The sequence below is a fragment of the Ancylobacter mangrovi genome, assembly GCF_024752335.1.
Taxonomy (GTDB): Bacteria; Pseudomonadota; Alphaproteobacteria; order Rhizobiales; family Xanthobacteraceae; genus Ancylobacter; species Ancylobacter mangrovi.
The window spans coordinates 457,152-470,927 of the sequence record NZ_JANTHY010000002.1 but is presented as its reverse complement, the minus strand read 5'-3'; the positions used below and the strand labels follow the sequence as shown (position 1 = coordinate 470,927).

At 69.1% G+C, this 13,776-nt stretch carries 12 protein-coding genes; 5 read left to right on the top strand and 7 right to left on the bottom strand.

The genetic code is table 11. The features are described from left to right. Window positions 1-219 precede the first annotated feature (219 nt). Both pstS and NVS83_RS07990 read right to left on the bottom strand, forming a co-directional pair. Window positions 220-1,260, bottom strand: a complete 1,041-nt coding sequence (pstS, locus tag NVS83_RS07995) for a phosphate ABC transporter substrate-binding protein PstS (protein WP_258738847.1) — start codon at window positions 1,258-1,260, stop codon at window positions 220-222. A gap of 156 nt (window positions 1,261-1,416) precedes the next feature. Then, a complete protein-coding gene (locus NVS83_RS07990; protein ID WP_258738846.1) occupies window positions 1,417-2,733 on the bottom strand; it encodes an ATP-binding protein in 1,317 nt (438 codons plus the stop codon). A gap of 184 nt (window positions 2,734-2,917) precedes the next feature. Here NVS83_RS07990 and ppk2 point away from each other — a divergent pair, with 184 nt between their 5' ends. Continuing rightward, on the top strand, window positions 2,918-3,952 hold the full coding sequence (gene ppk2 / locus NVS83_RS07985; protein ID WP_374115029.1) for a polyphosphate kinase 2: 1,035 nt from the start codon (window positions 2,918-2,920) through the stop codon (window positions 3,950-3,952). Window positions 3,953-3,956: 4 nt separating this feature from the next. Continuing rightward, window positions 3,957-4,646, top strand: coding sequence for a hypothetical protein (locus NVS83_RS07980; protein ID WP_258738844.1), 690 nt, complete (start codon window positions 3,957-3,959; stop codon window positions 4,644-4,646). A gap of 51 nt (window positions 4,647-4,697) precedes the next feature. Here the strand turns inward: NVS83_RS07980 and NVS83_RS07975 are convergent, their stop codons facing one another. Both NVS83_RS07975 and NVS83_RS07970 read right to left on the bottom strand, forming a co-directional pair. Next, a complete protein-coding gene (locus tag NVS83_RS07975) occupies window positions 4,698-5,819 on the bottom strand; it encodes a putative bifunctional lysylphosphatidylglycerol flippase/synthetase (protein ID WP_258738843.1) in 1,122 nt (373 codons plus the stop codon). Window positions 5,820-6,083: 264 nt separating this feature from the next. Continuing rightward, window positions 6,084-7,961 (bottom strand): potassium transporter Kup, encoded by a 1,878-nt coding sequence (locus tag NVS83_RS07970; RefSeq protein WP_258738842.1) that lies wholly within the window; start codon window positions 7,959-7,961, stop codon window positions 6,084-6,086. A gap of 635 nt (window positions 7,962-8,596) precedes the next feature. On the opposite strand from NVS83_RS07970, the gene NVS83_RS07965 reads away from it, so the two are divergent. Further along, on the top strand, window positions 8,597-9,304 hold the full coding sequence (locus tag NVS83_RS07965; protein ID WP_258738841.1) for a TetR/AcrR family transcriptional regulator: 708 nt from the start codon (window positions 8,597-8,599) through the stop codon (window positions 9,302-9,304). On the opposite strand, the gene NVS83_RS07960 is transcribed toward NVS83_RS07965, so the two are convergent. From NVS83_RS07960 to NVS83_RS07950, 3 genes are all read right to left on the bottom strand, one after another. Beyond that, window positions 9,301-10,170: an NAD-dependent epimerase/dehydratase family protein gene (locus NVS83_RS07960; protein ID WP_258738840.1), complete on the bottom strand. Its 870-nt coding sequence runs from the start codon at window positions 10,168-10,170 to the stop codon at window positions 9,301-9,303. The genes NVS83_RS07965 and NVS83_RS07960 overlap by 4 nt on opposite strands. Before the next feature lie 85 nt (window positions 10,171-10,255). After that, a complete protein-coding gene (queG, locus tag NVS83_RS07955) occupies window positions 10,256-11,416 on the bottom strand; it encodes a tRNA epoxyqueuosine(34) reductase QueG (protein WP_258738839.1) in 1,161 nt (386 codons plus the stop codon). Next, the gene (locus NVS83_RS07950; RefSeq protein WP_258738838.1) at window positions 11,392-12,081 is read right to left on the bottom strand and encodes a glutathione S-transferase family protein; all 690 of its coding nucleotides are present in this window, start codon (window positions 12,079-12,081) and stop codon (window positions 11,392-11,394) included. Before NVS83_RS07950 ends, queG begins: the two co-directional genes overlap by 25 nt. Window positions 12,082-12,296: 215 nt before the next feature. On the opposite strand from NVS83_RS07950, the gene NVS83_RS07945 reads away from it, so the two are divergent. Both NVS83_RS07945 and NVS83_RS07940 read left to right on the top strand, forming a co-directional pair. Beyond that, window positions 12,297-12,683, top strand: coding sequence for a VOC family protein (locus NVS83_RS07945; protein ID WP_258738836.1), 387 nt, complete (start codon window positions 12,297-12,299; stop codon window positions 12,681-12,683). Window positions 12,684-12,844: 161 nt separating this feature from the next. After that, entirely contained in the window at window positions 12,845-13,768 is a 924-nt protein-coding gene (locus tag NVS83_RS07940) for a sugar phosphate isomerase/epimerase family protein (RefSeq protein ID WP_258738835.1), read from the top strand. Window positions 13,769-13,776 lie beyond the last annotated feature (8 nt).

Below are 13,776 nucleotides of genomic sequence, written 5' to 3'. Positions count from 1 at the left end.
GCGTCGCGGCCCGCGGGTCGGCGTTTCAGGGCGTGGCTTTCAGGGCTCGGCGTCGGTGTTTGTCAATGGGTCTGCGCTGCGCTCGCCCGCGCCCGGCTCGCCGTCAGGCTACAGGCCGGGGGCGGAGACGAGAAGAGGCACAGACGAGAAGGGGCGGCCGCCGTAACGGCCGCCCCGCTTTGTTCGAGGTCTTCCGGCGGAAGCGGAAGACGGACCCGATCAGTTGGTCCAGACGGCCTTGCCGTCGACCTTGACCTCGCTCGACCACGCCTTCTTGATGTTGGCGACGACCGAGTCCGGCAGCGGGATGTAGTGCAGCTTCTCGGCGATGGCGTCGCCATCGGCGGTGTAGGCCCAGTCGAAGAACTTGATGACGGCGGCCGACTGGTCGGCGTTGTTCGGGTTCTTCGGCAGCAGGATGTAGGTGGCGGAGACGATCGGCCAGGCGCTGTCGCCGGCGGTGTCGATCATCGAGGCGGCGAAGTTCTTCGCGCCGGCCCAGTCGGCCGCGGCAGCGGCGTCCATGAAGGCGGGGACGGAGGGCTTCACGATTTTGCCGGCCTTGTTGACCAGGTTGGTGGTCGGCAGGCTGTTGGCGGCGGCATAGACGAACTCGACGTAGCCGATGGCGCCCTTGGTGTTCTTCACCATGCCCGAGACGCCCTCATTGCCCTTGGCGCCCGCGCCGGCCGGCCACTGCACCGAGGTGGCGGCGCCGACGTTGGACTTCCAGTCCGGGCTGACGGCCGACAGGTAGGAGGTGAACACGAAGGAGGTGCCGGAGCTGTCCGAACGATAGATCGGCACGATCGCGGTGTCGGGAAGCTTCACGCCCTTGTTGAGGGCGGCGATCTTCTCGTCGTTCCACTTGGTGATCTTGCCCTGGTAGATGTCGGCGAGCACCGCACCGGAGAGCGTGAGCTGGCCGTCGCCGATGCCGTCGAGGTTGACGGTCGGGACGACGGAGCCGATCACGGTCGGGAACTGCAGCAGGTTGTTGCTGGCGAGCTTGTCGTCGGCCATCGGGGCGTCGGAGGCGCCGAAGTCGACCGTGCGGTTGACGATCTGGTTCTGGCCGCCGCCCGAGCCGATCGACTGGTAGTTCATCCCGTTACCGGTCTTCTCCTTATAGGCCGCGGCCCAGGCCTGATAGACCGGAGCGGGGAAGGAGGCGCCGGCGCCGTTGATGTCGGTGGCGTAGGCGGCGCCGGAAAACGCGAACGACAGCGCGGCGGCGCTGAGGATATGGGTGAGTTTCAAAGGTCTTCTCCTTGGATCGGGAGACCGGCCGCACCCGCATACGAGAAAACGGGGCGCGTTGTTGGCCGGAGGGGCAGCGGATTAAAGCGTACAGGGGGACTTCTATCGCCCCGGCACCAAGGTTCTATGACGTCGGAATGACGTCTTGATGACACCTTAAGCCGCTGTTCCGACGTCGTTTTTTTCGTCCTGATGAAACTGCCCGGAAAGCCGGACGGAGAATGTCGCGCCTTCGCCCGGCGTGCTCTCGATACCGAGCCGGCCGCGGTGGCGCGCGACGATGTGCTTGACGATGGCGAGCCCCAGCCCGGTGCCGCCCTGCTCGCGCGAATGGGCGGTGTCGACCCGGTAGAAGCGTTCCGTCAGGCGTGGCACGTGTTCGGGCGCGATGCCGGGGCCGAAGTCGCGCACGCCCACCACCACGTCGTTCTCGGCGCGGCCGATCGAGATCTCCACCCGCCCGCCGGAGCCGCCATACTTCATCGCGTTCTCGACCAGGTTCTCGAACAGCCGGATCAACTCGTCGCGGTCGCCGCGCACCGTCACCGGGCCGACCGCGTTGGCGAAGCCGATCTCCACGCCGCGCTCGCGCCCGAGCGGGCTCAGCGTGTCGCGCACATGGCCGACCACGGCGACGAGGTCGACCGCCGCCTCCGGCATGACGTGGGCGTTGAGCTCGATGCGCGACAGCGAGAGCAAATCGTCGATCAGCCGCGACATGCGCCGCGCCTGCTCGCCCATGATCTTGAGGAAGCGCTCGCGCGCATGCGCGTCGTTCCTGGCCGGGCCCTGCAGCGTCTCGATGAAGCCGGAGAGCGAGGCCAGCGGGGTGCGCAGCTCGTGGCTGGCATTGGCGATGAAGTCCACCCGCATCTGCTCGACGCGCCGCTGCTGCGTCAGGTCGACGAAGCTGACCAGCAGCGCTTCGGTGGCCTTGCCCTCGCGCCCGTCGCCGGAACGGATCGGCACGATGTCGGCGCGCAGCCAGCGGTCGATCGGCACCCGCTCGGCGAATTCGATCCGGTGCGGGACGCCGTCGCGGGTGGCGGCGCGGATCGCCTCCAGCACCTCGGGCACGCGCACCGCGAAGGAGACCGGGTCGCCGACCCGGACGCTGGCGGCGATGCCGGTGGCGCGGGCGTTGGCGACCAGTACGGTGCCCCGCGGGTCGAGCAGCAGCGCCGCCTCGGGCAGCGCGCGCACCAGCGCCGTGAGCCGCTCCTCGACGCCGAGCCGCACCGGGCTCGGCTCGCCCCGGCGGGCGCTCGCGATCACCACCAGCGGGCGGCGCGAGGCCGGCAGCGCGGCGGCCGCGAGGATGGCGAGACCGATGGCCGCGGCCGGCAGCGGCGCCAGCATGTCGGCCCACACCGTCGCGGCGAGGCCGGCCGCGGCGACGGCAAGAATCCACCGCGCACCGGCGAGCCTCTGGCGCAGCGTCTCTTCAGGGTAGGTCGTCTCCACCGGGGCCATCGCCGGACCGCTTCCTGCAAATGTTTGTTGCCGGCTGTTGCCAGCCACCGTGCCATTCGGCGTCTTATTCGCTATGCTTCCCGCACACGGCGCGAGATCGAGATGGGGCTTGCGTGCCGCGAATCCAGGGAAGACTCAAGGAACGTACCTTATCTTCCTTATGTTACGTATGAGAGGCTTCCATATGACGAAGAAGCCGGACAAGTCGTCGGTCAAGAAATCTGCGGGAAAAACGTCAGCTAAAAGGTCTTCGAAGGGTTCCTCTTCAGCCAAGAAGGTTGCCTCGTCCGGGGTGAAGTCCGCACCCGTGGGCCAGTCCGGCGACGACGATCGCGAACTTGCCAAGGCGCTTGCCGCCTTCTCGGTCGATGAGCCGCTGGCGCCGGTGATTTCTTCGCGCGCCTATGGCAGCGGCGACTATCCCTACACCGACCGTCCCAAGCGCAAGCTCTACCAGAAAGAGCTGCGCGAGTTGCAGATCGAGCTGCTGAAGCTGCAGGAATGGGTGAAGAGCGCGCGCGAGCGGATCGTCATCGTGTTCGAGGGACGCGACGCGGCCGGCAAGGGCGGCACCATCCACCGCTTCGTCCAGCATCTCAACCCGCGCTATGTGCGGGTGGTGGCGCTCGACAAGCCCACCGATGTCGAATCGGCGCAGTGGTACTTCCAGCGCTACGTGGCCCATCTGCCCTATCGCGGCGAGATCGTGATGTTCGACCGCTCCTGGTACAACCGGGCCGTGGTCGAGCCGGTGATGGGCTTCTGCACCCCGCAGCAGACAACGCAGTTCCTCGACCAGGTGCCGGTGTTCGAGAAGATGCTGGTCGACGACGGCATCCGCCTGTTCAAGATCTGGCTCGACATCGGCCGCGAGATGCAGCTCAAGCGCCTGCATGAGCGCCACAAGGACCCGCTGAAGCGCTGGAAGCTCTCTCCCGTCGACCTGTCCGCGCCCGCGCGCTGGGGCGCGATCTCGACCGCCCGCAACGCGATGATCGAGGCGAGCCACACCGCGAGCACGCCATGGACGGTCGTCCTGGCCAACGACAAGATGCGTGCGCGCCTCGGTGCCATAAGGCGGGTGCTGGCCCAGCTTCCCTATGCGGGACGCGACGACAAGGTCGTCGGCGTGCCGGACCCGGCCATCGTGCTTGACGGCCATCGTTTCCTGGATCAGGTCACGCGGCCGGCGGCCGCCAATGGTCGTGCAGCCCGGTAGCATCATGAACATCACGAATGGTCGGCCCGGCGTCCTCGCAAGGGGCATGGCGGGCGTTGCGGTCGTCGCCCTGGTTGGAGGCGCCGTATCGTCCGGTGCGCTGGCGCAGCAGGTATCCAAGCCCAAGCCGCCGGCGCGGGAGCGTTCCGCGCCGGACGAGCGTCCGCCCTTGCCGGCTTCCGATTTTTCCGTGCGCGGGACGGTGACCCCGAAGGGCGAGGCTAAGTTCGCCTATCGGGACGGACATCTGCGCGTGGAGATCTTCCGCGGCGGCGAAAGGATTATGGTCGGCCTGGTTGATCCCGGGGCGCACACGATCATCGTGCTGCCCGACCTGCCGGGGATGGGAAGCGTGGCGTTCGAAATGGACCTGCCGCCGGAATTCGGATTCGTCTCCATGCCGGCAGACAGCCGGCGCATCGGCTTCGACACCGTCAGTACCGAGCCGTGCGAGGTGTGGCGTGGAACCGATCCGGATCTCGGCACGCCGGTGCAGGCCTGCTTCACCGTGGACGGCATTCCCCTGCGGGTGCAGGCCACCACGCGGCAAGGCCTCAAAGTCGCGTTCGAGGCGACGGAACTCGAGCGCACGCCGCAGGATCCCGCGGCGTTCGACGTGCCGGAGGGCGTGCGGGTGCAGCGTGTGCCGCCCAGCCTGCAGGACATGGTGCCGGGTGGCGGCCTGTTGCCCTGAACGATCCCGGCAGCCGTCCGGGTCGAGAGGCGTCGCCGAATCGGCCGTCCGTCAACCCGTGGCGCGGCGGCGGGGCGGAAGTTCGCGCTCTGCCGGCGAGGTCGGGTCGGCGGCGACCGGCGTGCTCCCGCTCGCGAGTTCGGCCTTGCCTGCCTCGCAGGGCGAGCCTGCCATCTCGGCCGTCTCCAACGCGAGGGCGCGGCGGTGGGCGCGGTTCACCAGGAACTCGCGGATGCCGAGGATGATGAGCGCGATGGCGAAGGGCGTCACGTAATAGAGCAGGCGCAGCAGCAGCAGCGCGCCGAGCAGCGCCTCCTTCTCGAACTGCGGCAGCGCGACCAGCATGGCGGCGTCGAACACGCCGAGCCCGCCGGGCGCGTGGCTGGCGAAGCCGAGCAGCGTCGCGGAGATGAACACCACGCCGAGCGCGATCGGGTCGATGAAGGGCGTCTGCGGCATCAGCACATACATCGCCGCCGCGCAGCAGGTGAGGTCGATGATGCCGATGGCGATCTGCATCAGCGTCAGCTTCGAGCCCGGCAGGGTGACCGCCCAGTGTCCCTCTCCGACGCCGATCCGGCGCGGCTTCAGCCCGACCCAGAACACGTAGCCGGCGAGGCCCGCCAGCAGGGCGATGCCGATGAAGCGGTTGATCCAGGGCGGCAACTGGTCGACGGCGCTCGCCGCCCAGGGCTCGATGGTGATGCCGAGCCCGAGAATGGCGATGTTGCCGAGCCAGAAGGTCAGGCCGGTGACGAAGCACAGCTTGGCCACCTCGATCGCCCCGAGGCCGTGCGCCGAATAGATGCGGTAGCGCACCGTGCCGCCGGTGAAGGCCGAGAAGCCGACATTGTGGCCGACCGAATAGGAGGTGAAGGAGGCGAGCGCGGCGACGCGGTAGGGAATGTCCGGCCGCTCGATCGAGCGCAGCGCGAACCAGTCGTAGAAGGTGAGGGTGAAATAGGCCGCGGCGACGAACAGCGCCGCCAGCCCCACGCGCCACGGGTCCGTTCCCGTCAGCGCGTCGAGCACCTGGCCGGGATGGATGTTGCGCAGCATCTCGTAGAGCACGACCGCCGCGATCGCGATGATGACGAGGCTCGCGAACAGGCCGAGCGTATGCCAGCCGACATGCGCACGCAGCCAGCCGGTGATCGCTTTCAGCCCCTTCATCACACCTTCACCATCATACCTTCCACCGCCTCCCTCGGCCATGCGCAGCGACGCCTAGCAGACCTCGAAGCCTTTCGGAACCGCATATCGGCCCGGCGCGCCGCAAAACCGCAGGAGGGATGGCCTCGCCCGCATCGCCCGGCGGCGTCTCGCGCCGTGGCTTGTGTTCCCAGATAGAGGCGCCGACGTGACATTGCCGTAACGCTCGCAAGGGCGTGATCGGGCGGTGGCGGCGGCCGGCCGGAGGATTCCACCCCGCCCCGCTCACAGCCGCACCGGATAGCCGATCTCGATGGTGCGCGGGCGCGGCAGGCCGAAGCGGTCGACCGAGCGCTCGGCGTTGCGGGCGAGGAAGGCGAACAGATGCGCGAGCGCGTCGCGCACCCCGCCAATGCCGTCGGGCGGGATCACCCGCTCGTGGCCGATGACATAGACCGCCTCGTCCGGGTCGATGCCTTGAGCATAGAGCGCGGGGCCGAGTACCGAGGGCACGTCGATCTGCTGCATGTAGCCGAAGCGCACGTCGACCCGCACATGGACGGGATCGAGGGTGAGCACGCGCACCCGCTCGTCGACCGGCACGCGCGGACGTGCGGCGATCCACACCGAGACGATCACCGACCGGCTGAACTGCACGTTGAGCAAATCCGAAAGCCGCCCCAGCGCCACCGGCGTCACCGCCCCGCCGCGCGAGAGGAAGATCGCGGTGCGCGGGCTGATGGCGCAGGCGGACGGGCGCCCGCGGGCGACGAAGTCGTCCAGCGGCTCGGTGAAGCGGCGCTGCTGCAGGCCGAGCCCTTCCAGCCCGCGGCGCCAGGACACCATGATGACGAGCACGATGGCGGCGATGCCCACCGGCAGCCAGCCGCCGTCCGGCAGCTTGGTGAGGTTGGCGACGGCGAAGGGCAGGTCGATGGCGAACAGCCCGCAGGCGAGGGCGACCAGCGCCGGCACCGGCCACTGCCAGCTCCGCCGCACATAGGCGATGAACAGGATGGTGGTCGCCACCATGGCCATCGCCACCGCGATGCCATAGGCCGAGGCGAGCCGGTCCGACGAGCCGAACGACACCACGATGGCGGCGCAGGCGAGCATCATGATCCAGTTGAGCCGACCGATATAGATGTGTTGGTCGTTGTGCTCGCTGGTGTAGCGGATGCGCATCGGCGGCAGGTAGCCGAGCTCGATCGCCTGCTTGGCGAGCGAGAACACGCCGGTGATGATCGCCTGAGAGGCGATCACCGTCGCGGCGGTGGCGAGGATCAGCAGAGGCACGTCGATCGGGTCGGGCGAGAGGTCGTAGAACGGGTTGCGCACCGCCTCGCGGTGGATCAGCACATCCGCGCCCTGCCCGAAATAGTTCAGCAGCAGCGCCGGCATGGCGACGAACAGCCAGGCGCGGGTGATGACCGGCCGTCCGAAATGGCCGAGATCGGCATAGAGCGCCTCGCCGCCGGTGATGGCGAGGAAGGTGGCCCCGAGCACGGCGCCGGCAAGCCCCGGATGTAGCACCACAAGCGCGATGCCATGGCGTGGATCGAGCGCGAACAGCACCTGGGGCGCCTGCGCGATGCCGTAGATGCCAAGGCCGGCGAGGGTGGCGAACCACAGCAGCATGACCGGGCCGTAGAAGGCGCCGATCCGGTCCGTACCGGCCCGCTGCGAGACGAACACCATGAGGATCACCAGCACGGTCACGGCGACGATCCAGTGGTCGAGCGGCGGCGCGATCACCTCAAGGCCCTCGATCGCCGAGAGCACCGAGATCGCCGGCGTCAGCACGCCGTCGCCGATCAGCATGGCGCCGCCGACGAGGCCAGCTGCCAGCAGCAGCAGGCGCCGGCCGGTGGCGCTGCGGTGCAGGTCGAGCAACGTCACCAGCGCGAGGATGCCGCCTTCGCCGTCGTTGTCGGCCCGCAGCACCAGCATGACGTATTTGATGGTGACCGACAGGATCACCGCCCAGGTGATCAGCGAGAGCAGGCCGAACACGTTCGAATCGAGGCTGCCGGTGCCGCTCGCCGCCAGCAGGCCCTGCTTGAAGGCGTAGAGCGGGCTGGTGCCGATGTCGCCGAACACGACGCCCAGTGCGGCGGTCTCGGCGGCGAAAGGCAGGGCGCGGGCGGGTCTGGTTTCAGCCATGCAGGGCTACCTTCCGCGCCGCAATATGGGTCGGGCGATATCTGCCCCGGCGGGGACTGGGACCGTGTCGGGGCATGGAAATGGGAAGCACGCGCGCCTGATGTCCGGAAAGCGAGCAATACTCTGCCCTGCCGCTCGCGCCAAGACCCGTTAGCGCCAAGACCCGTTCGCGCCCTCTCGCGCGGCGACGGGCTCCGGCGCCCGGCCGGCCATGCTTTCGCAGGCGTGCAGGGCGCCCGTGGCCACGAGCGTCAAGGGATGCGGAAGGGGTCGGTTCCGGGGAGAGGTGGTCCGCTCGCCCGAGGCGCGGGCACTGCCGGTGTGGCGCCGATCGGGGGAAGAAGATGAGGGAGGAGGATTTGGGGGGCGGAATAACCCTCCTCCCTCGCCTATCGGCATGGCCCAGCGGAGGTTTGCGGGAACCTCCACAGCATCACCGCAGGTGAGTGATGTATAGAGCCCCACTCGACGCGGCGCAATAAAAACCGAACGGTTTGGTCATTTTTTATCGCGGGGACTTGGGGAACCCGATCGAGCGTGCCATGTTGGGGCGTTACGCGATGAAACGAACACATCGCCACACGCGGTTCGTGCATCGCGGCCAGCTTCTGTCGTGTATGGATGATGTTCGCCTCATGGCCCGCCGCCGCCTCGCCGATACCGAATCCGTCTGCTCCCTGCGGGGACTTGTGGTCGCGCGGGAGGAAGGACGGAGCCTCGCTTCGCTTGAGGCCGGCCACGCCGGGTCGAGCCCGGAAAAGCGCCGGCAGATCCTGAACGGGGCGCGGGACGTCTTCCTCTCCAGCGGCTTCGACGGCGCCAGCATGGGCGAGATCGCCCGCGCCGCCGGCGTCTCCAAGGGCACGCTGTATCTCTATTTCCCCTCCAAGGAAGAGCTGTTCGGCGCCATGGTGGGCGAGGCCTGCGGGCAGGTCGCCGAACGCTTCTTCGTGCTCGACGAGAATGACGAGGTGGGCGACGCCCTCACCCGCATCGGCCATCTCTATGTCGAGGCCATGGTCCAGCCGGAGCATCTCGCGACGGTGCGCATGGTGCTCGGCACGGTGGAGAAGTTGCCTGATATCGGCCGCGAGTTCATTTCGGCGGGGCAGCAGGCGGCGGTCCAACGGCTGTCGGCCTGGCTCAGCGTCAAAATGGAGCGCGGCGAGCTCGAGATCGACGATGTCGAGCTCGCCGCGTGGCAGTTCATTATCGGCTGCCATTCGATGATCGTGACGTCGATGCTGTTCGGCGGCGCCCCCCGGCCGGATGCCGCCTGCATCGACCGCGTGGTCGGCCACACCGTCTCGTCCTTCCTGCGCGCCTTCGCGCCGCTCCCCTAGGACGCGCGTCCTTCCCCCGCAGCGAACAGCGCCGTGAGCCCCTCGCGATAGCTCGGGTGGGCGAGGCCGTGCCCGAGCAGGGCGTGCAGGCGATCGTTCCTCACCCGCCGGTTGTCGGCCCAGAAGGAGCGCGCCATCGCCGACATGGTTCGCGCCGCCTCCTCATAGGGCTCCGCCTCGGGCGCGGGCCGCCCGAGCAGCTCCGCCGCGAAGCGCACCGGCGCGCAGGAGGGCGAGGGCTCGTCGTCCACCACATTGACGGTGCCGTCATGGCCGGTTGCGAGGGCGGCATCGATCGCGTCGGCGATGTCGTCGACATGGATGCGGTTGAAGGCCTGCCCCTCGCGCTCGATGCAGCGCGCGGTACCGGCGGCGACGTCCCGCAGCGGGTTTCGTCCCGGCCCGTAAATGCCGCCGAGCCGCAGCACCGCTACCGGCCGTCCGGCCAGTTCGCCGAGCGTGCGCCAGCCCGCCTCGGTCTCGACGCGGCGCACAGTGCGCGGCGCACTGGCCTGTGGCCTAGCGCTCTCGTCGACCCAGGCGCCGCCGCGGTCGCCATAGACCCCGATGGTGGAGAGATACACGATCGCCCCGCGCCGCCCGGCGGCGATCAGCGTGGTGCCGAGCGCGCCGAGGAAGGGGTCGCCGTCCTCGCCCGGCGCGGCGGAGACCAGCACCGCATAGGCGGCGCCGGCGGCGGCGAGCAGTGCCGGGTCGGCCGTGCCGCCGTCAAAGCGCAGGACCTCCACGCCGGGATGGGGCGCGCCGGTTCGGTTGGTGCCGACGATGCGGGTGAAGCGCTGGCCGTGGCGGGCGATGAAATGGCGGGCGCAATAGCCGAGGCCGAGGCACAGCAGCGTGGTCATGCCGGGGCCTTGGTCGAGGCCGGCAAGATGGCGGCCGGCGACGCCGCGGCGCGGCGCCGATCGATGCGGTGGGGCTCTTGCTGTCTCATGCGGCCAGTCTAGCGAGCCGCCACTCCTCGCGCACCCCGGGATCGGGCTCGCCCGCGTGGAGCATCGCGAGCCGGGTGACCTCGGCGGGCGGCAGCAGCCTGGAGAGCGCCCACACCGCCGCCCCGCGCACCAGCGGCGCCTCGTCGCCGAGCAGGCGCTCCGCCTCCGCGGCGAGCCGGGCGTCCTCCGAATTGCCGATGGCGATCAGCACGTTGCGCAGGAAGCGCGTGCGCCCGGTGCGCTTGATCGGGCTCTTGGTGAAGCGGGCGCGGAACCGGGCGTCGTCGAGCCGGGCCAACTCGGCGAGCGGGGGCGCGCGATTCTCCTCGCGCGCGGCGAGGCGTGCCTCACGGCCGAGCGCGGCGAACTTGTTCCAGGGGCAGGCGGCGAGGCAGTCGTCGCAGCCATAGATCCGGTTGCCCATGAGAGAGCGCAGCTCGACCGGGATCGGACCCCTGTGCTCGATGGTGAGGTAGGAGATGCAGCGCCGCGCATCGATCCGGTACGGCGCGGGAAAGGCCTGCGTCGGGCAGGCGTCGAGGCAGGCGCGGCAGGAGCCGCAATGGTCGTCGACCGGCGCGTCGGCCGGCAGGGCGAGATCGGTGGCGATGGCGCCGAGCAGCAGCCAGGAGCCGCGCTCGCGCGAGACGAGATTGGTGTGCTTGCCCTGCCAGCCGAGCCCGGCGGCCTGCGCGAGCGGCTTCTCCATCAGCGGCGCGGTGTCGACGAACACCTTCACCCGCACAGCCTCCGGCCCGCCGGTGCGGGCGACGAAGCGCGAGCAGATGCGCTTCAGCTTGCCCTTGATCAGCTCATGATAGTCGTCGCCGCGGGCATAGACCGAGACGGTGCCCGCGCTCCGGTGCGCAAGCGCGGCGCGCGGGTCCTCGTCCGGCCCGTAATTGAGGCCGAGCATGACCACGGAGCTTATCTCGGGCCACAGATTGCCCGGCGCGGCGCGGCGCTCGGCGGTCTCGGGCATCCAGTCCATGTCGCCATGGGCGCCCTCGGCGATCCATTGCCGCAGCCGCGGGCCGGCCTGCGGGATGGCGCCGGGCGCCGCCACGCCCATCGCGTCGAAGCCTTCGGCGCGGGCGAGCTCGACCAGGAACGCCTTCGCCGCCGCCGGCTCTAGAAGTCGAGATCCGCGTAGCACGGGGCCGGGGGCATGCCTGCCATGGTCAGCGCCAGCAGGGGCCGGAAGGCGGGTCGCGACTTGATGCGCGCGTACCAGATCTTCGCTCCCTCGTCCTCTTCCCATGGCACATCGCCCAGATAGTCGACGCAGGAGATATGCGCGGCGGCGGCGAGGTCGGCGTAGCTCATGCGGTCGCCCGCCAGCCAGTTCCGCGCCTTAAGCAGCCAGCCGATATAGTGCATATGGTAGCGGATATTCGAGCGCGCGGCGCGGATCACCGCCATGTCGGGCGGCCCGCCGCCGAGCTCGCGCGGCATGTAGCGCTTGTAGACCTTCTCGCGGATCAGCGGCTCGGAGACCTCGGCGAAGAACTTGTGGTTGAACCAGCCGGCCAGCCGGCGGACCTCGACCCGGCCCAGGCTGTCGGCCGGCAGCAGGCGGCGATCGCCCAGCACCGCGCCGCGGGTCTCGTCGATATATTCGGTGATGACGTCGATGCCCGGTATGACGAAACCGTCGTCTTCCACCAGCACCGGCGTGGTGCCGGCAGGATCCAGCGTCAGGAATTCGGGCCGACGCTCCCAGACACGCTCTTCGATCAGGAGATGTTCGATGCCCATCTCGCCGAAAGCGAGGCGTACGAGCCGCGAATGAGCACAGAAAGGATGATGATAAAGCTGCATTTTCGGGAGGTTACCGTGGCCGTCGCCGGGCGGCCTGATGCATGGGTCTAGAAGGGTTCATGCCACATCGCAAGCCATCGGGGCGCCTTCATGGCGCCGGGCTTTTGCCGTGGCGGCGCTCGATGGCAGATTCCGCGCGCTATCCTTTCCTGATCGTTAAGGCGAGGATCACTGCGAGCGGCCCCCGCCGAACCCATCGCCTCGAGGAGGGTGTCATGGCAGCCACGCCCCAGCACGGCGTCTTCGTCTGGAACGAACTGAACTCGCGCGACCCGGAGAAGGCCATGGCCTTCTACAGCGCCACGCTCGGCTGGCGCTTCGAGCCGATGCCGATGGAGGATGGCGGCGCCTACTTCATCGCCTGGCTCGGCGAGACCCGCGTCGCCGGCCTGTTCCCGCTGGCCGGGCCGGCGTTCGAGTCGCTTCCCGCGCACTGGTTCTCCTATATCGCGGTCGACGACGTCGACGCGCGTCTGGAAAAGGCGGTAGCGGCGGGCGGCGAAGCGCTGCGCCCGGCCTTCGACGTGCCGGGCGTCGGCCGGATCGCCGTGGTGAGCGATACGGAAGGGGCCGTCACGGGGTGGATTTCGCCGCAGATGTGACCCACCGGCAGGCATGTCCGGCCTCGCCGTCATCGCGCTAAGCGATTGGTGCGGCATCGGATTCGGCCGAATTGTAATCCGCGTGCCATAAATCGCGCGCATAAGGCGGGGCCGTGAGTCGCGGCGTCCGTTCCCACCCCGGTTTCAGGAAGAGCTGATCGATGCAGATGCACATCCCGGTCTCCCCGATCTGCGCCAGCGGCTACGCCATTCGCGAAGGCAGCCCCGAATTCGACGATATCGGCGCCGCCCTCGACGAAGCGGAGGGCCTCGGCGTCGATCTGGTGGAGCTGCCGGTCTATGCTTGGCATCTCATCGTCGGCGGCCGCCTGCTGAACGAGCGCGTCGCGGACCTGGTCCGGGCGCTGGAGGGCCGCAACCTCGCCTATTCGGTCCACGGCACGCTCGCCATCAATCTGATGGACATTCCCGAGCGCCTGCCGCGCCACGAGAAGGTGCTGGAAGCCAATATCGAGATCGCCGCCGCCCTCGGCGCGCAGCATCTCGTCATGCACACCGGCTTCGTCACCGATCCGGGCGACGATATCGAGGTCGCCTATTCGCGCCAGCGCGACGCGCTGGTCCGGGCCGGCGAGCGGGCGGCGGCGCTCGGCGTCCGGCTGTGCGTGGAGAATATCTTCCGCTTCGCCGGCGCCCGCGAGACCGCGACGCCCTCCAAGCTCGCGGGCGAGCTCGCCGCGATCGAGCACGACGCGGTGAAGGCGACGCTCGACGTCAGCCACGCCTATCTACGCTGCGCCGATGCGCGGCTCGACCCGCTGGCCGAGATCGCCGCGCTCGGCCCGCATGTGGCGCATTTCCACCTGCACGATTCCTTCGGCATGCCGAGCGCGCTGTGGACCTATCAGCCCGCCGAGGCGGTGGCGTTCGGCGAGGGCGACCTGCATCTGCCGATCGGCTGGGGCGGCATCGACTGGGACGCGGTGGTGCAGGCGGTGCAGCCGGCGCCCGGCGCGGTCGCGGTGATGGAGCTCGACCCGCGCCACTGGCGCGAGCTTCCGGATCAGGTCGGCGTGCTGAAGGGCCTCGCCGCCCGCTTCCGCCCCGCCGCCGAACCGGTCTGACGCGCCGC